This window comes from Streptomyces sp. HUAS MS02 (genome assembly GCF_055702265.1).
Map to the genome: position 1 here is coordinate 796,109 of NZ_CM146747.1, position 17,260 is coordinate 813,368.

Annotated in this window: 16 protein-coding genes; 12 read left to right on the forward strand and 4 right to left on the reverse strand. The window is 71.9% G+C overall.

The genetic code is table 11. The annotated features are described in order from the left end of the window. The first annotated feature begins 98 nt into the window (after positions 1-98). Positions 99-1,721 carry an MFS transporter gene (locus ACZ9QC_RS03490; protein ID WP_472918758.1) on the forward strand — a complete coding sequence of 541 codons (1,623 nt, stop codon included), beginning with the start codon at positions 99-101 and terminating at the stop codon, positions 1,719-1,721. A gap of 699 nt (positions 1,722-2,420) precedes the next feature. On the opposite strand, the gene ACZ9QC_RS03495 is transcribed toward ACZ9QC_RS03490, so the two are convergent. The 3 genes from ACZ9QC_RS03495 to ACZ9QC_RS03505 form a co-directional block, all read right to left on the reverse strand. Next, complete coding sequence (locus ACZ9QC_RS03495) at positions 2,421-3,143, reverse strand: LmeA family phospholipid-binding protein (protein ID WP_472918759.1); 723 nt, start codon at positions 3,141-3,143, stop codon at positions 2,421-2,423. After that, on the reverse strand, positions 3,140-5,200 hold the full coding sequence (locus ACZ9QC_RS03500) for an MMPL family transporter (RefSeq protein WP_472918760.1): 2,061 nt from the start codon (positions 5,198-5,200) through the stop codon (positions 3,140-3,142). Before ACZ9QC_RS03500 ends, ACZ9QC_RS03495 begins: the two co-directional genes overlap by 4 nt. A 777-nt stretch (positions 5,201-5,977) precedes the next feature. Continuing rightward, the gene (locus tag ACZ9QC_RS03505; RefSeq protein ID WP_472918761.1) at positions 5,978-6,487 is read right to left on the reverse strand and encodes a hypothetical protein; all 510 of its coding nucleotides are present in this window, start codon (positions 6,485-6,487) and stop codon (positions 5,978-5,980) included. 166 nt (positions 6,488-6,653) lie between these two features. Between ACZ9QC_RS03505 and ACZ9QC_RS03510 the strand changes: the two genes are divergently transcribed. The 3 genes from ACZ9QC_RS03510 (at position 6,654) to ACZ9QC_RS03520 (ending at position 9,134) form a co-directional block, all read left to right on the forward strand. Continuing rightward, entirely contained in the window at positions 6,654-7,346 is a 693-nt protein-coding gene (locus ACZ9QC_RS03510; protein WP_472918762.1) for a response regulator transcription factor, read from the forward strand. Further along, the gene (locus ACZ9QC_RS03515) at positions 7,343-8,752 is read left to right on the forward strand and encodes a sensor histidine kinase (RefSeq protein WP_472918763.1); all 1,410 of its coding nucleotides are present in this window, start codon (positions 7,343-7,345) and stop codon (positions 8,750-8,752) included. Before ACZ9QC_RS03510 ends, ACZ9QC_RS03515 begins: the two co-directional genes overlap by 4 nt. Before the next feature lie 64 nt (positions 8,753-8,816). Further along, positions 8,817-9,134: a hypothetical protein gene (locus tag ACZ9QC_RS03520; RefSeq protein ID WP_472918764.1), complete on the forward strand. Its 318-nt coding sequence runs from the start codon at positions 8,817-8,819 to the stop codon at positions 9,132-9,134. Positions 9,135-9,165: 31 nt separating this feature from the next. On the opposite strand, the gene ACZ9QC_RS03525 is transcribed toward ACZ9QC_RS03520, so the two are convergent. Next, entirely contained in the window at positions 9,166-9,843 is a 678-nt protein-coding gene (locus ACZ9QC_RS03525; RefSeq protein ID WP_472918765.1) for a DUF2202 domain-containing protein, read from the reverse strand. 172 nt (positions 9,844-10,015) lie between these two features. Between ACZ9QC_RS03525 and ACZ9QC_RS03530 the strand changes: the two genes are divergently transcribed. From ACZ9QC_RS03530 to ACZ9QC_RS03565, 8 genes are all read left to right on the forward strand, one after another. Further along, on the forward strand, positions 10,016-10,711 hold the full coding sequence (locus ACZ9QC_RS03530) for a response regulator transcription factor (RefSeq protein WP_472918766.1): 696 nt from the start codon (positions 10,016-10,018) through the stop codon (positions 10,709-10,711). Beyond that, on the forward strand, positions 10,701-12,188 hold the full coding sequence (locus tag ACZ9QC_RS03535; protein ID WP_472918767.1) for a HAMP domain-containing sensor histidine kinase: 1,488 nt from the start codon (positions 10,701-10,703) through the stop codon (positions 12,186-12,188). Before ACZ9QC_RS03530 ends, ACZ9QC_RS03535 begins: the two co-directional genes overlap by 11 nt. Positions 12,189-12,255: 67 nt before the next feature. Beyond that, complete coding sequence (locus ACZ9QC_RS03540) at positions 12,256-12,582, forward strand: rhodanese-like domain-containing protein (RefSeq protein WP_472918768.1); 327 nt, start codon at positions 12,256-12,258, stop codon at positions 12,580-12,582. Between the two features lie 47 nt (positions 12,583-12,629). After that, positions 12,630-13,859 (forward strand): NAD(P)/FAD-dependent oxidoreductase, encoded by a 1,230-nt coding sequence (locus ACZ9QC_RS03545; protein ID WP_472918769.1) that lies wholly within the window; start codon positions 12,630-12,632, stop codon positions 13,857-13,859. Between the two features lie 125 nt (positions 13,860-13,984). Then, positions 13,985-15,370: an MBL fold metallo-hydrolase gene (locus ACZ9QC_RS03550; protein WP_472918770.1), complete on the forward strand. Its 1,386-nt coding sequence runs from the start codon at positions 13,985-13,987 to the stop codon at positions 15,368-15,370. 88 nt (positions 15,371-15,458) lie between these two features. Further along, a complete protein-coding gene (locus ACZ9QC_RS03555) occupies positions 15,459-16,040 on the forward strand; it encodes a rhodanese-like domain-containing protein (RefSeq protein ID WP_472918771.1) in 582 nt (193 codons plus the stop codon). After that, complete coding sequence (locus ACZ9QC_RS03560; RefSeq protein ID WP_472918772.1) at positions 16,037-16,957, forward strand: sulfite exporter TauE/SafE family protein; 921 nt, start codon at positions 16,037-16,039, stop codon at positions 16,955-16,957. The genes ACZ9QC_RS03555 and ACZ9QC_RS03560 overlap by 4 nt, the downstream gene beginning before the upstream one ends. An 18-nt stretch (positions 16,958-16,975) precedes the next feature. Then, complete coding sequence (locus ACZ9QC_RS03565; RefSeq protein ID WP_472918773.1) at positions 16,976-17,245, forward strand: metal-sensitive transcriptional regulator; 270 nt, start codon at positions 16,976-16,978, stop codon at positions 17,243-17,245. Positions 17,246-17,260 lie beyond the last annotated feature (15 nt).

A 17,260-nucleotide genomic window follows, 5' to 3' on the forward strand; every position in this document is an offset into this window, starting at 1 on the left:
CGGCAGTACCGTCTCCGCCGCGGCAGGGCCGCGTGTGCTCCCCCCTATGTCCGCGCACCCCCAGCCGGGTGCCGTATGTCCTGAGGACACCTCAACTCATGCATGTAACGGCTGTTTCCGACCGCCCTTCCCGCGGTCCCCGAACCAACCCCTGGCTGACGCTGATCGCCGTCGCCCTCGGCCTGTTCATGGTCGGCCTCGACGGTTCCGTCGTCTCGATCGCCAACGCCGAGATCGCCCGCGACCTCAACGCCTCCACCGCCGAACTGCAGTGGGTCACCAACTCGTACCTGCTCGCCCTCGCCGCCACCCTCATCCTCGGCGGCAAGCTCGGTGACCGGTTCGGCCGTCGCACCCTCTACCTCATCGGGGTCGTCGGCTTCACCCTCGCGTCCGTCGCGATCGGCCTGGTCGGCTCGGCCGAGGGCGTCATCGCCTTCCGTGCCGTACAGGGCCTGTTCGGGGCGATGCTCATGCCCAACACCCTCGCCCTGCTGCGGGCCGTGTTCCCGCCGAAGCAGTTCGGCATGGCGGTCGGCATCTGGGCCATGGTCTCGTCCGTCTCCACCGCGCTCGGCCCGATCGTCGGCGGACTGCTCGTCGAGAACGTCAACTGGGAGTCGGTCTTCTACATCAACGCACCGATCGGCGTGATCGCCCTTGTCTTCGGCCTCATGGTGCTGCCGCAGTCGAAGAACGAGGCCGCCGCGAGCGAGAAGTTCGACGTGCCCGGCGTCATCCTGCTCGCGGCCGGGCTGCTGACTGTCGTCTTCGGTGTCGTCAAGGGCGAGACCTGGGGCTGGACTTCGGGCGGCACACTGGGCGCCATCGCCGGAGGTCTCGTCGTCCTCGGCCTGTTCGGCTTCTACGAGACCCGCGTCGCGCACCCGCTGCTCCCCATGCGCCTGTTCCGCAACCCGGCCCTGACCATCGGGACCATCGTCACCGCGCTGAACTTCTTCATCCTGCTCGGCGTGATCTTCTTCTTGATGCTGTACCTGCAGAACGTGCGCGGCTTCTCGCCCGTCGAGTCCGGTGTGCGGACCCTGCCGTTCAGTCTCGCCGCCATGGTCGCCTCGCCACTCGGCGCGAAGCTCACCGAAAAGTTCGGCCCGCGCCTGACCATGCCGCTCGGCATGGTGCTCCAGGCCGGCGCCGCGTTCACGATGCTCGCGTGGAGCGCCGACTCCTCCTACCTCGCGATGTGGCCGCCGTTCGTCGCGCTCGGCCTCGGCGTCGGCATGGTGATGGCCGCCTCCTCGGACGCCATCGTCGGCAACGCCCCCGTCCAGGACGGCGGCATCGCCGGTGGGCTGCAGGCCACCTCGCTGCAGGTCGGCGGCGCACTGGGGACGTCGGTGCTCGTCTCGCTCATCAGCAGCCGCGTGGGCTCCACACTCACGGACTCCCTCACCGACGCGGGCGTGCCCCACTCGGCCGCCACTCGCCTCGAAGAGGCGAAGGACGCGGTCGCGATGGGCATCGCCCCGGTCTCCGACGCGATGCCCGCACCACTGAAGGCGGCAGTGACGGAGGGCAGTCACACCGCCTTCATGAACGGCGTCCACACCTCCGTCCTCGTCACCGGAGTCCTCGCCCTGGTCGGCGCCGCACTCGCGGTGATCGGCCTGCGCAACCGGAAGGCCGCCGACGCACCGGCCGGGATGCCGTCCTCGGACGGCATCCCGGTCAGCGGCACGGTTTCCGCACCCGTGCCGTAGACAGTCGTCACCCGGTTGGGCAGCGACATGCTCAGTGTTCACTGCTCCCAGGACAGGACGCCCAGTCGGCTGCGTTCGAGTTGCAGGTGATCCCGTCGGTGAATGCCTGGGGCAGGTCGAAGGGCCGGCCGGTGTGTCGGCGTAGGCGCGGTGCAGGCTGAGGACGATGCGTTCCGCGTCGGCAGGTCGGCGAATGGGCCGAGGCGGCAGGTGCGCGCCGCTCGCAGGGGGGTGAGGCCGTCTCAACACCGCCGCGGCTGGCCGACCATGCCAGCCTGGTACCGGCCGCGAACACCGTCTGCCGGCTCACCGGGTCGGCAAGTCAACTCCTCGTCCACGCCAGCGCGTCCTCACTGTATCTGCCATGCACTGGCTCAACGTGCATCTCGACTGACGCCCAGTCCCGCCCCTCAGATGCCGACAGCCGCCGAAGGGCCGCCACCCGGGCACGACCGGCCGACCGCCAGGTTGACGGCGCATCTTGACGAGCCTCTGGGCGATCCCGCGACCAACGGGGACGCAGGACTCCCCCACGAAGCACCGGGCGGCGTGCCGGCGCATCCGGAGGGAGTCCCGCCCGGCGTTCGCCCTTCGCCGCCGCGGGAACCGCTCCGCGGCGGTGTGAACCAAACGGATCCGCAGCGCTGAGAGCGGCGTGCCGGTCATGTGACCGGCCCGCTGCTCTTGTGTGCGCCCCGCTCAGACGCCGTTCCGGGACGGGAACCGGCTCGGCCCTCCCGCGAGGGTGACGTCGAGGCCGGTCTCGGTGACGTCGACCGAGGTGGCCTTGAGGCCCAGGGGATAGGCGGTGTCCATCCGGTCAGTCAGGTTCTTCCGGATCCGGTCGACGAGCGCAGTGGGTGCCGGGGTGCCGAGGATCTCGGCGTCTTCGAGGCGCAGGCTCAGTCGTCCGTTCCGCAGTTCGGGCTTGAGGGTTGCCTCTCCGAGGCCTCCCTGGCCGAGGACGAGGGTGAGTGTGTCGGCCTGGGCGTCGAGGCGGACACCGGAGACCGGAAGCCGTCCGTTGGGCGCGGTGGCCAGGCTCTGCAGGGAGGCGGCGGGCACCTCGACATCGGCATGGGTGCGGGCGACGGTGCCCGAGTGGTCGCCGGTCAGGCGTATGTCGTCCAGGCGGGCGTGGACGGACACGTCGGGGACACGGCCGACGGTGGCATGGTCGCTGCTGACGGTGACGGCGTCCAGATGGCGTTCGAACAGGTCGAGGAGGGTCGGCCCGCCGTCGATGTCGACCTCGCTGCCCTGACCGAGTTTCCGGTCGACCGTGGCGGCGAGGCGGCCCTCCAGCAGGCCGCGTGCGGTGAGTTCGGCGGCGGTGACGATCAGGAGCAGGGCGGCGAGGACGACGGCGGTGATCGACGCGATGCGATGTCGCCGGAACATGTGCAGCACGTACCGTTTCACCGCTGCTCTCCTGTTGTGGCCGAGGCCTCGGCGGACTCCGGTCGCTCATGGCCGCAAATGTCCTCCGCATCGGGCGCGGTCGGCGCCGGTCCTTCGGGGTCCAGGTGGGGCAGCAGGCGGTCCAACCAGTGGGGCAACCACCAGTTGGCACGGCCCAGCAGGTACATGGTGGCGGGCACCAGGACCAGCCGGACGACGGTGGCGTCGATGACGACGCTGACGCCCAGTCCGAGGGCCAGCATCTTGATCACCACGTTGGTGGAGAGCAGGAAGGCGAGGAAGACGCTGGTCATGATCAGGGCGGCGCAGGTGATGACGCGGGCGGTGCCGGCCAGGCCGGTGGCGACGCTGAGGTGGTTGTCCTTCGTGTGCAGCCAGGACTCGCGGATGCGGGAGAGGAGGAAGACCTCGTAGTCCATGGACAAGCCGAAGACGATGGCGAACATCATCATCGGGACGTACGACTCGACGGGTACGGGTTCGTCGACGCCGAGCAGAGAGCCGCCCCAGCCCCATTGGAAGACCGCGACGACGACTCCGTAGGCGGCGCCGATGGACAGCAGGTTGAGCAGGGCGGCCTTGAGGGCGACGAGGAGGCTGCGGAAGACGGTCATCAGCAGGAGGAAGGCCGCTGCGACCACGACCGCGATGATGACCGGAAGCCGGTCCACCACGACGTCGCGGAAGGTGAGCTGGGCGGCCGTGACACCGGTGACATAGCCGTGGGCACCCGTGCCGGCCAGGGCGTCGGGCAGCGTGTCGTCCTCCAGTCGGTGCAGGAGATCGGAGGTGCCCTGGTCCTCGGGGCCGGTGTCGGGAGTGACGGTGGCGACGAGCAGGGCCTGGTCGTCCGTCGCGGTGGGGGTGGACGTGCGGGCGACGCCGGGGGTCGCCGCCAGCGCGTCGTGCAGGGAGGCGGTGAGTTCCTTGAGGTCGGTCTGCTGTCCGCCGAGGTCTGCGACGACGGTGAACTGGCCGTTCGTACCGGGGCCGAAGCCGTCGGAGATCAAGTCGTAGGCACGGCGGTCGGTGTATTCGGTGGGGTCGGCTCCATGGTCGATGTGGCCGAGCCGCATCGAGGCGGTGGGGATGCTCAGGACCCCCAGCATGACAATGCCGACGGCCAGGAAGAGCCAGGGGCGGCGGCCGACGGTGCCGGCCCAGCGGTGCCAGGTATCAGTGGTTCCGGTCGGCTCGTCCACCGAGGTGCGCACCCGCCAGCGGTCGATGCGGCGCCCCGCGATGCCCAGCAGGGCGGGGGCCAGGGTGAGGGCGGCGACGGCGGCGACCACCACGGTGAGGCCGGCGGCCGCACCGAGGCTGCCGATGAAGCCGACGCCCGACGCGTACAGGCCGCCGAGCGCGAGGGCCACGGTCGCCGCGGCGACGATCACCGCACGTCCGCTGGTGGCCACCGCCCGGCCCGCTGCCTCGGCCGGGTCGGCGCCGTCGCCGATGTCCCGCAGCAGCCTTCGGTGGCGGGTGATGAGGAAGAGGGTGTAGTCGATGCCGACGCCCAGCCCCATCATCGTGGCCAGGGTGGGTGCCGCGTTGCCGAAGGAGACGGCGGCGGCCAGCAGGCCCAGCACGGAGATGCCGGTGAGCAGGGCGACGACCGCGGTCAGCAGCGGCAGTACGGCTGCCGCGATGCTGCCGAATCCGACCAGCAGCACGACCACGGCGGTGATCAGGCCGATGGCCTCGGACAGTCGGTCGGCGGCCGTGGGGCGCGCCAACTGCCCCAGCGGGCCGCCGTATTCGACCTGGACGTCGTCCGTGCGCAGCGGCCGGACGGCGTCGTCGACACGGTCGAGGTAGGACTTGTCGAACTTGGCCGGGCTCTCCGTGAAGCGGACCGTGACGATGCCGGTGGCACCGTCGGCGGAGACCGCGCCCGGGTTGGTCAGCGGGTCGGTCACCGAAAGGACGTCGGGCAGCATCGCCAGTTCCGCGACCGTGTCGCCGACCGCGTCCCGGTGCGCGTCGAGCGTCCCGCTGTCCGTGTGCAGCACGATCTTGGGAAGCCGTGCCGCGCACCGCCTTCGAACCGTGCGCATCCAGCAGGTCGGAGCCGGTCTGCACGGAGGTGCCGGGCAGGGAGAAGTCGTCGTCGTACGTGCCGCCCCAGGCTCGGTCGGCGCCGATGGTGGCCACCGCCACCAGCAGCCAGGTGCCGAGCACCCACCAGGCCCGGCGGGCGCACCAGCGGCCGAGCCGGTGCAATCTGCCGACAGGAGTGGGCAGTTGGGAGGTGGTGTCAGTCGGGTGCGTCGTCATTGGTGTCGCTTCTGGTCAGGCCCGGGTGGGCGTGGGACAGGCTCAAGGGGGTCGGCGGGAACGGGGTGCCGGCGGGTGCGGCGCAGGAAGACGGCGAGCGTGGTGAGCAGGCCGGAGGCGATGACGAGGCTCAGCCCGAGGAGGGCCGCTCCTCCCGGGCGGACCGAATCCGCTCCTCCCGAGCCGGCCGCATCAGGTCCGGTGGCCCGAGCCCCGGGTCGTCCGTCGGACGCGTGGTCTCGGCGATCACTCGCGGACGGTGGCCGGATCGGCACCCCGGCCGATCAGCAGCGCCGCCTCAGCCCCGACATGGGGCGCCGACATGGGGCGCCGACATGGACGTACCCCACTTGCGGGCGTAGCCGCCGGAACGGTGCAGAGGATGTCGACGCAGGGTGCGGCGACCGAGCGCTGGTCGCCGCAGTTGGAGAACCCGGCCGTACTGCCGCGGGCGCAGCGGATCGGTACCGGCGGGAGCGGCGCCCGTCAGCGACAGGACGGCGACGAGCACGGCCGAGGGCACTTCGGCTCTCATTCGGCTCTCAGGGGTGTCATGTTCAGTGCTGCTGCCAGAACCCGCTGCGCCGTTCCGCCCACTGCCGCACCTGGTCGCCGTAGTCACCGTCGAGTGCCTTGTCGCGGATGTCCACGAGTCCGTCGCGCAGTTCGTCTCCGCTCAGTCCGCGCAACTTCCCCAGGTCGCCCCGCAGTTGCTCCGGAAGGAGCCGGTAGCGCTGCTGTGCTCGCTCGGCCCGGAGCTTGACGACGGCGCCGTAGTCACCGTCCAGTGCGTCCTGCCAGATCCGTGCCGCCGTCTTCTGACGCTGCTCCGGGTCCATGCCGCGCAGCTGTCGCAGGTCGGTGCGGAGGTCGGTCGGGATCCAGGCGGGCAGGGTGTGCGGGTCGGTGTCCGCGACGGCCACGGCGAGTGCCGTGGTGGCCGTGGTGGCCGTAGTCGCCCCGGTCGACCCTGACGATGCCGCCCAGAGCAGTCCGGTCACGGCAGTGGCAGCGACGGTGGTGGCCAGCAGCGTCCCTCGCGCGCGGCGGGCTGCCACGCTGGTCAAGCGATTCACGAGATCCTCCCCTTGCTCGATCTGCGACCCAGCGTGTCGAAGGGGTGCGAGGAGGACGTTCGGCGAATGTTCGGGGCGTGTAAGGACCCCTCGCACGAGCGCTCGCGGGGCCCGCGGCTGGTTAGCATCGAGAGCCGGATCGGGAAGTGAGAGGCAGATGCCAGAGAGCAAAGGGCTGGTCCTGGTCGTCGAGGACGAGCGGAACATCGCGGACCTGCAGCGGCGCTACCTGAGCCGGGAGGGATTCGGCGTCCATGTCGAGACCGACGGCCACGCCGCCCTGGCCGCCGCCCGAAGGATGCGCCCGGCGGCGATCGTGCTGGACATCGCCCTGCCCGGCATGGACGGCATGGAGCTCTGCCGACGGCTGCGCGAGCAGGGCGACTGGACCCCCGTGCTGTTCGTGACCGCGCGGGACGAGGTCACCGACCGGATCCTCGGGCTGGAACTGGGCGGCGACGACTACCTCACCAAGCCCTTCTCGCCGCAGGAGCTCGTCGCCCGCGTCAAGAGCCTGCTGCGCCGCGCGGCGGGTCCGGGGCGGGATCCGGTGCGTCGGCTGGGCCGGCTCACACTGGACGCCGGACGGCGCACCCTCCGGGTGGACGAGCGCCCCGTCGAGCTGACCACGACCGAGTTCAATCTGCTCGCCTTCCTCATGCACCACCCCGAACAGGTCTTCACCCGCGAGCAGTTGCTCGCGCAGGTGTGGGGCTACGCGGACTACCGGGACACCCGTGTGATGGATGTCTACGTCTCCCAGTTGCGTACCAAACTCGGTGACGCCAGCCCGATCCGCACCGTCCGGGGCGTCGGCTACAGCGTCACCGACGCCGATACCACCCGATGAAGATCGCTGCCCGCCGCGGCTCCCTGAGGGGAAGCCTCGTCCTGCTCACCACCACGGTGGCCGCGGTCGCCGTCGTCCTGACCGGGTTGTTCGCCTGGCGGGCCATCCGCACCAACGCCGAGGCGCAGGAACGTGACCAGCTCTCCCGGCAGGCGGAGGTCATGGCCCGCACTCCGCCCCTGGCCTCGTGGATGCTGGACCGGCAGCAGCGCATCGCCGGTCCCGACGAGATCCGGCTCGCCCTGGTCCGTCCCTCCGGCGAGGTCGCGGGACCGGCGGCGGTAGTCGTCGACGACGCGCAGCGCCAGGCTCTGCTCGCCGGGCAGGACGTGTCCGCCACCGCACGGCTCGACGGCCGGACGGTGCTGGTGGAGGGCACCCCCACCAGCACCGGGGGCGGGCTGGTGCTCACGCAGCCGATGAACGCCGTCGATCAGGCCACCGACCGCATGCGCGGCAGCCTGGTCCTGCCCCTGGTCCTGGGTCTTGTCGGTGCCGCCCTCGCCGGCGCGCTGCTCGCCCGGCGCCTGACCCGGCCGCTCGTCTCCGCCGCCCGTACCGCGCACCGGCTGTCCGAGGGCGAGCGCGGGCTGACGGTGCCCGCCGAGGGGCCCACCGAAGTGGCCGAGCTGGCCGGCGCGTTGAACACCCTGGACGCGGCACTCACCCACAGCGAGGGCCGGCAGCGGGACTTCCTGCTCTCCGTCTCCCACGAGATCCGCACCCCGCTGACCACGGCACGGGGCTACGCCGAGGCCCTCACCGACGAGGTGATCACCGGCGACGAGGTGCCCGAGGCCGGGCGCATCCTGCGCAGCGAGATCGGGCGGCTGGAGCGCTTCGTCGGCGACCTGATCGCCCTGGCCCGCCTCGAAGCCGACGACTTCCGCCTCGACACCGGTGAAACCGACCTCGACGCCCTGCTGGCGGAGGCCGCCGAGTCCTGGGCGGCCCGGTGCGCCCGTCACGAGGTCGACTTCCGCCTCGAACGCCCGGGAGTCCCCCTGACGATCACCACCGACGGATTCCGGGTACGGCAGCTCATCGACGGCCTCGCCGAGAACGCGCTGCGCGTCACACCGGCCGGAGAGCCCCTCGTCCTGGCCCTGCGCGCGGCAGGCGCCGGCGCCGTGCTGGAGGTCCGCGACGGCGGCCCCGGCCTCACCGACGACGACATCGCCGTCGCCTTCGAACGCGGCGCCCTCACCGACCGCTACCGCGGCGTCCGCGCCGTCGGCAGCGGACTGGGCCTGGCCATCGCCCACCGCCTCACAGCCCGGCTCGGCGGCACCATCACCGCCGAGGGCCGCGCACCCGAGGGCGGTGCCTGCTTCACCGTATGCCTGCCACCGCACCCCGATGCCGGCCCGCCGGATGCTCCTTACACACCCCGAACGTCACGCTGACACCGTCGTCGCTCCGATCCGCCACGCTCGCTCCCGGGCCGGTGAACGAAAGGACGACAGGATCATGCCAGTGCCGCAAAGGTTCCTTCCAGGACGACCGATCGCCCTGCTGCGGCGTACCGTGGCGGCCCTCGTCCGGGGTGGCGCCGGCACGGCACCGGAGCGTGCGCGACGGCACGGCGCGGCCGCCGACCGGGAGCGCGGCATGCCCCGCAGGCTGCGCCAGGACCTGGACCAGGCCCTGGCGCTCTCCGACGACGCGGCCCGCAGGGCTGCCGTCGACCACGTCGTCCGGGGCATCGCCGACGGCACCTACGGAACGGGTTTCCGGCGACGCGCGATGGATGCGATCGACCACGACCTGCCGGACGCCCCGCTCTGAACACCACACATGCGGACCCGACATCGCCTCCCTATTGCGCGGCGATCCAGTGCTCGAACGCCGTCAGGTGCCGCTCGGAGGCGGCGAGCAGGTTGGTGTACACCTGGCGGGTGTCCGGGGCGGTGAGTCCGGACAGCGCCTTGGTCAGTGCGGTGATGTCCTCGGTCTCGACCGTCCGCCCGGCCTTCAGGGCCCCGGACAGGCTGTCCTCGCCCTGCTTCAACAGCCGGTCGTAGGTGGCCTGGACGGTCGGGTCGGTGAACTCACCGGCCGGCTTGCCCACGGTCGGGTCGGTGACGTCGTAGCGGTCCAGCAGGGTGCGCACGGCGCTCAGGTGCTGGGTCTCTGCCGCAGCGATCCGTTCGAAGACACGTACGTCGTAGCGTGCCGCGAACGCCGTGTAGAGGTCGTGCGCGAGCTTCTCCTCCTCGGCCATGCCCGTCAGTGTGGTCCTCTGGGCCGCGGTCAGGGTGCCCTGCGCGGCGAGGGCGGTGTAGCCGGTGCAGCTCCCGTCGCGGCGGGCGTCCTGCATGCCGTCACCGTGCCGTTCGGTGTAGTGCTGACGGCCCGTCATCATCTGCTGCTGCGTGGTGGTGCCCGGCATCGGGGTGCCGTCGGTGCCCGCCGCCACCGCGCCGCCGGCCAGTACTCCGCCGATGGCGAGCACGCCCGCGGTGACAGCCGTCGCGATCCTGACGTTGCGTTTCATGGCGAACCTCCTCGACTCTGCGGGCGCCTCTTGCGTTCCCGCACCGTCACCGTCCCGCCCGGTCCTGCAGTCGTCGTGCGTTGCGTGTGGAGACGGGATGGAGACGACCGCCGGGTGGGTTGGGGCTGTTCGGCCCCTCGCGGGGCGGGCGCGTGACGCGTAGGTGTGGAACATGGCCGCCACCGTGCTCGTCGTCGAGGACGAGAGGGAGATCCGAGACCTGCTGCGCCGCTATCTGGAGCGAGCGGGGTACGGGGTGCTGACGACCGGCTCGGGTGCGGAGGCGGTGCGGCTGCTCGGTGAGCCGGGGATCGATCTGACGCTGCTGGATCTCGGACTGCCGGACGTGGACGGTGACGAGGTGCTGCGCGAGGCCCGCGAGCGCGGCCGGGTGCCGGTGGTCGTGCTGACCGCGCGTACGACCGTCGACGATCGTATCCACGGGCTGCGGCTGGGCGCCGACGACTATGTGACCAAGCCGTTCAGTCCCACCGAGGTGGTGCTGCGCGTGGGTGCGGTGCTGCAGCGGGTCGGGGGTACGGCGACGGAGGCAGCGCACGTCGTGTCGTACGGCGACGGACGGCTGCGGATCGACGAGGTCCGGCACGAGGCAGTACTGGAGGGCTGTTCCCTGGAGTTGACGCCCACCGAGTGGGGTCTGCTGACCGCGCTGGCTTCGGTGCCCGGTCGGGTGTTCTCGCGCTATGAGCTGGTCAACCGGGTGCGCGGCTACGAGTTCGCCGGGTACGAGCGGACGATCGACTCGCATGTGAAGAATCTGCGGCACAAGCTCGGGGAGGCCGGCGCCGACCTGGTGGTGACCGTGCTGGGCGTGGGCTATCGGCTGGGGTGGTCCCGTGACCCGTGAGCCCGGTGCGCCGCGCTCCGGCGTTCGGCCGTCCGGCGGGCTCGGCCCGCTCGGGCGACGCCTGTTCGCCGCGTTCGCCGTGGTGGCGCTGGCCTCCGTGGCACTGCTGACGGCCGCGGCGCTCGTCGGAACCGACCGCGGGCTGAGCAGCGCTCACCAAGCCGACCGGCAGCGCACCGCCGACCGGGTGGCCGCGGCGGCAGCCGACGCCTACCGGGCCGCGGGCGACTGGTCGACGGCCGACCTGTCGGCGGCGCGTTCCCTCGCCGCGGGCGCCGGGGCGGTGCTCACGGTGCGCAACGCGGACGACGAGACGATCTCCGGCGGCTCCGGATCCGAATCCCGGGACGAGCACGGCATGCCCGGTTCGGGGCAGGGGCAGCACGGGCAGGGCATGGGCTCGGGCCCCGGCGCGAACGCGCTCGTGGTGGTCGACGGCCGCACCGTCGGCTCCGTGCACCTGGCCTTCTCGGCCGGCTCCGGGTCGGCGGGTCTGTCCGTCGCCTGGGGCTGGGTGGCCGCGGCCGCCGTCGGTGCGCTGGCTCTGGCGCTGGGCGTGAGCTGGTTCGTCACCCGGCGCCTGACGGCTCCGGTCGTCCGGGTCGCCGCGACCGCGCGTGCGCTGGCCGCCGGGGACCGCAGCGCCCGCGCCCGGATCGACGCCCCCGGCGAACTGGGCGATCTCGCCCACGCCTTCGACGCCATGGCCGACGACGTGGGCCACGCGGAGCAGGCCCGCCACCGCCTCGCCGCAGATGTCGCCCACGAACTGCGCACGCCCCTGGCCTCGTTGCAGGCGGGGCTGGAGGAATTGCGCGACGGCTACACCGAGCCGGCCCCGGACCGTCTGGCCTCGCTGCACGACCAGGCCCTGCGGCTGGGCCGCATCGTCGACGACCTCGGAAAACTCGCCGACGCCGAATCCGCCCGGCTGTCCCTGCACCTGGCCGAGGTGGATCTGACCGCCCTGGCCGAGGCCGCCGTGGCCGCACGGGAGGCCGAACTGCGCACCGCCGGGCTGACCGTGCACACGGTCCCCGGCCCCGCTCCCCTGCCGGTGCGCGCCGACGCCGACCGGCTGCACCAGGCGCTCGGCAACCTGCTCAGCAACACCGCCCGCCACTGCCGTCCCGGCGACACCGTCACCGTCACGACGTCCGCCACACCCACCGAAGCTCTCGTCGAGGTGGCCGACACCGGCCCCGGCATCCCCGCCGACGAGCTGCCGCACGTCTTCGACCGGCTGTGGCGCGGGGCCCGCGCTCGTGCCGGAGGCGGCAGCGGCATCGGCCTGGCCGTGGTCAAGGAGCTGGTCACCGCCCATGGCGGCACGGTCACCGCGGTCTGCGGCCCGGGCGGCGGGACACGGATGACCCTCCGGCTGCCCAGGCCCGCGCCGCGGGGATCCCGACTCGGTCCGGGCTCCGTCGCCGAGCCGCGAGTTGCCTCTCGGGCAAATACCCCCAGGGGTATTTGACGCCCGTCTCCGGGTCGCCTTACTCTCGGGGCAAGATACCCCCGGGGGTAATTGAGGAGGCAACGAAATGGCTCGTGAAGTGACACAGGAAGCGTTCGCGGCGGCCTGGGCCGACGGCGCACTCGTCATCGACGTCCGGGAGGCGGACGAGTGCGCGGCGAGGCACGTACCCGGCGCCCGCCTGATGCCGCTGCGCACCGTGCCCGCCCGCTGCGGCGAACTGCCAACCGACCGGCCGGTGTTCGTGATCTGCGCCAGCGGCAACCGCAGCCAGACGGCCGCCGACCAGATGACCTCCCGCGGCATCGACGCCTACTCCGTCGTCGGCGGCACCGGCGCCTGGGCCCGCGCCGGACGTCCGGTCGCGGCCGGTTCACACGAGCACGCCGCCTGACCCCCGTCCGACACCCGCACACCGGCCAGTCGGAAAGGAGCCCCGCCTTGGCCGCCACCCCCTCCCCCACCGACTCCCCGATCTCCGGTCGCCACCGTGTCGCCGTCATCGGCGGCGGCAGCGCCGGCATCAGCGTCGCCGCCCGCCTGCGCCGCGCCGGCGTCAGCGACATCACCCTGATCGAACCGTCCGACACCCACTGGTACCAGCCGCTGTGGACCCTGGTCGGCGGCGGCCAGGCACCCCTGCGCAGCACCCGCCGCCCCGAAGGGTCGGTCATCCCGGACGGCGTCCGGTGGATCCGCCGCCGCGCCCTGGCCGTCGCCCCGGAGGCCCGCACGGTGAGCCTCTCCGGCGGCGCCGAACTCACCTACGAACACCTGGTGATGGCACCGGGTCTCCAGCTCGACTGGGACGGTGTGCCGGGCCTGGGCCAGGCCGTGGGCCACGACCGGGTGAGCAGCAACTACGCGCCCGAGTGCGCCCCGCGCACTTGGGAGCTGATCCGGCAGATGCGCTCGGGTACGGCCGTCTTCACGCACCCGGCGACCCCGCTGAAATGCGGCGGAGCCCCGCAGAAGATCGCCTACCTGGCCGCCGACCACTGGCGCAGGCGGAAGGTCCTGGACCAGATCCGGATCATTCTCGTCATCCCCGATCCGGCGATGTTCAAGGTGCCCGCCTGGTCACAGGTCCTGGAGAAGGTGGCCGCCCGGTACGGCATCGAGGTGCGGCTGCGCTCCGAGATGACCGCCGTCGACGGCGACGCCCGCGAGCTCACCGTCACCGACCATGCGAACGGCACCAAGGAGACCATCGGCTACGAGCTGCTGCACGCCGTGCCGCCGCAGAGCGCACCCGACTGGGTCAAGACGAGCCCGCTCGCCGACCCGGCCAGCCCGCAGGGCTTCGTCGCGGCCGACAAGCACACCCTCCAACACCCCTCGTACGACAACGTCTTCGCGCTCGGCGACGTGGCGAACCTGCCCACCTCGAAGACCGGCGCCGCGGTACGCAAGCAGGCCCCGGTGGTCGCGGCGAATCTCCTCGACGTCATGAACGGCCGTTCCCCGTCACACCGGTACGACGGCTACACGTCCTGCCCGCTGGTGACCGCCCGCGACCGGATGCTGCTCGCCGAGTTCGACTACGACCTCAACCCCACGCCCACCTTCCCGCTGCTCGACCCGTTCAAGGAGCGACGCACCATGTGGGCGTTCAAGCGGTACGGCCTGCCGCCGATCTACTGGCACGGCATGCTCACCGGCCGCCTCTGACCGGTCGGCCCGGGTATCCCCCGACCCGGGCCGGCCACCACCCCACCCTCCCGCAAGGGCGGACCAGACCCTTTCACATACCCCCCTGGGTATTAAATCCCGGCCGACACGGAGGTCACCCGACCATGTTCTTCGCCCAGTACTACCTCGACTGCCTCTCCCAGGCGTCCTACATGATCGCCGACGAGAGCACCGGAAAGGCCGTCGTCGTCGACCCGCGCCGCGACGTCTCCGAGTACCTCACCGACGCCGCCGAGCACGGCTTCACCATCGAGGCCGTCATCAACACCCACTTCCACGCCGACTTCCTCGCCGGCCACCTGGAACTCGCCGACCGCACCGGCGCCTGGATCGGCTACGGACAGCGCGCCGAGGCCGAGTACCCCATCCACAAACTGGTCGACGGCGAGCGCATCAGCCTCGGCGACGTGCAGCTGCAGATCCTCGAAACCCCCGGGCACACCCCGGAGTCGATCAGCGTCCTGGTGTACGAGCACACAGGCGACGCCGTCCCCTACGGCGTCCTCACCGGCGACGCACTGTTCATCGGCGACGTCGGCCGGCCCGACCTGCTCGCCTCGATCGGCGTCACCGCCGACGAACTCGGCCGCATGCTCTACGACACCATCCAGCACAAGCTGATGGACCTCCCGGACGCGGTCCGCGTCTTCCCCGCCCACGGCGCCGGCTCCGCCTGCGGCAAGAACCTCTCCACCCAGCGCCAGTCCACCATCGGCGAACAGCGCGCCACCAACTACGCCTGCCGTCCCATGAGTGAGGAGAAGTTCGTGGCGCTGGTGACCGAGGGCCAGCCCTCCGCCCCCGCCTACTTCGTCTACGACGCCATCCTCAACCGCAAGGAACACGGCCTGTTCGACGCGGCCGCCGCACCCCGGCCCCTGTCGGTGGAGGAGTTCATGGAGCGGCGCGCGGCCGGAGCCGTCGTGGTCGACGCCCGTTCCCCGCAGGACTTCGCGCCCGGGTACCTGCGCGGCTCGGTCAACGTGCCCGCGGACGGCCGCTTCGCCGAGCAGGCGGGCATGGTCGTCGCCCCCGAACAGGACGTCGTCGTCATCGCGCCGCAGGACCGCGAGGAGGAGGTCGTCACCCGGCTCGCCCGGATCGGCTTCGACAAGGTCGGCGGATACCTGCGCGAACCCGAGGGCGCTTTTCCCGCCCTCGCCGACGAGATGGAGCAGGCCAGCCGGCTGACCGCCGACGAGTTGCACCGTCTGCTCGACGGCGAGGAACCGCCACTCGTGCTGGACGTGCGCAACACCGCCGAACGCGAAGAGGGCTTCATCGAGGGCTCACTGCACATCCCGCTGGCCGAACTCGCCCGCCGCGCCGCGGAGATCCCGGCCGACCGGCCCCTGGTCGTGCACTGCGCGGGCGGCCACCGCTCCTCCATCGCCGCCAGCCTGCTGCGCCACCAGGGCCGCACCGACGTCTCCGACCTGCTCGGCGGCTACGGCGCCTGGCTCGCCCTGCCCGCGTCCGCCGACGTCTGATCCACCGCTCCCCTCACTCCGGGCGGCGGCCGCGGGAATCGGCCGCCGCCCGCCCCCAACCGCATCGACGACATCAAGGAACCCAGCGATGACCACCCACGCCGACAAGCCACGACTCGACCCCGCCGCCCTGCGCGACCTCACCCGGGACGGGGAGGGCCCGCGTCTGCTGGACGTGCGCACGCCCGGTGAGTTCCGCACCGCCCACATCCCCGGCTCCTACAACGTCCCCCTCGACACCCTGCGCGAGCACCGCGCCGAACTGCGCCACCACCTCGACGAGGACGTCATACTCATCTGCCGCTCCGGCGCCCGCGCCACCCAGGCCGAACAGGCCCTCGCCGAAGCCGGACTGCCCAACCTGCGCGTCCTCGACGGCGGCGTCATGGCCTGGGAGACCGCAGGCGGCCCACTCACCCGCGGACCCGAACGCTGGGATCTGGAGCGCCAGGTCCGGCTCGTCGCCGGAGTTCTCGTCCTGGTGACCGGCGTCGCGGGCCTGTTCGTGCCCGGACTGCACCTGATCGGCACCGCCGTCGGTGCCGGGCTGACCGTCGCCGCGCTCACCAACACCTGCGCCATGGGCATGCTGCTGTCGAAGCTGCCCTTCAACCGCGGCCCGCGCACCGACCTCGACACCGTCGTCGCCGTCCTACGGGGCACGACGTGATCACCGTCGTCGTCGCCGCGTCCCTGCTCATCGGCGTCAGCCTCGGCATCCTTGGGGGCGGCGGGTCCATCCTGACCGTCCCCATCCTGGTCTACCTGGCCGGCATGGAGACCAAGGAGGCCATCGCCACCTCCCTGTTCGTCGTCGGCGTCACCAGCGCCGCAGGCGTCGTCTCCCACGCCCGTGCCGGACGCGTCCGCTGGCGTACCGGGCTGCTGTTCGGCCTGGCCGGCATGACCGGCGCCTACGCAGGCGGACGGCTCGCCGAATTCATCCCCGGCAGCATCCTCCTGCTCGCGTTCGCCCTCATGATGATCGCCACGGCCATCGCCATGATCCGGGGACGGAAGCGGGCGCCGAAGACGGTCCACCACGAACTCCCCGTCCTGCACGTGCTGTTGGACGGCATCGTCGTGGGCCTGGTGACCGGACTGGTCGGCGCCGGCGGAGGCTTCCTCGTCGTTCCCGCGCTCGCCCTGCTCGGCGGGCTGCCGATGACCGTCGCGGTCGGCACCTCGCTGCTGGTCATCTCGATGAAGTCCTTCGCGGGCCTGGCCGGTTACCTGGCCGGCGTGCACATCGACTGGGGCCTGGCGGCCCTCGTCACGGCGACGGCCGTCGTCGGCAGCCTGCTCGGCGGCCTGCTCGCCGGGCGCATCCCGCAGGACGCGCTGCGCAAGTCCTTCGGCTGGTTCGTCGCCGTCATGGGCGTCTTCGTCCTCAGCCGGCAGACCGGCTCCGACCTGCGCCACACCCTGCTCACCAGCCCCTGGACCTGGGCCTCCGCAGCCGCGGCGGCGGGCATCGCCTTCAGCTGGTACATGCTCAGGCGCTCCGGCCGAACACCGGAGCAGCCGGGCGACGCCCCGGCCGTGCCGGGCGAGGAAAGCCCGGACCGCCTCGCCACCCGTCCGTGAGGACAGGAGGTGAAAGCCATGGACAAGAAAACGGACTCGTGGGCCGAGGCGCTCGTTCGGCTGCGGCGGGCCCAGGGACAGCTGGCCGCGGTCATCGGCATGATCGAGGCGGAGCGCGACCGCAAGGACGTCGTCACCCAGCTGGCCGCGGTCTCCCACGCCCTGGACCGGGCCGGCTTCAAGATAGTCGCGGACGGCATTCGCCAGTGCCTCACCGAACGGCAGCGGGGGCACGTCCCGCCGCTGAGCGAGGCCGAACTGGAGAAACTGTTCCTGACACTCGCCTGAACAGAACCCGTAACC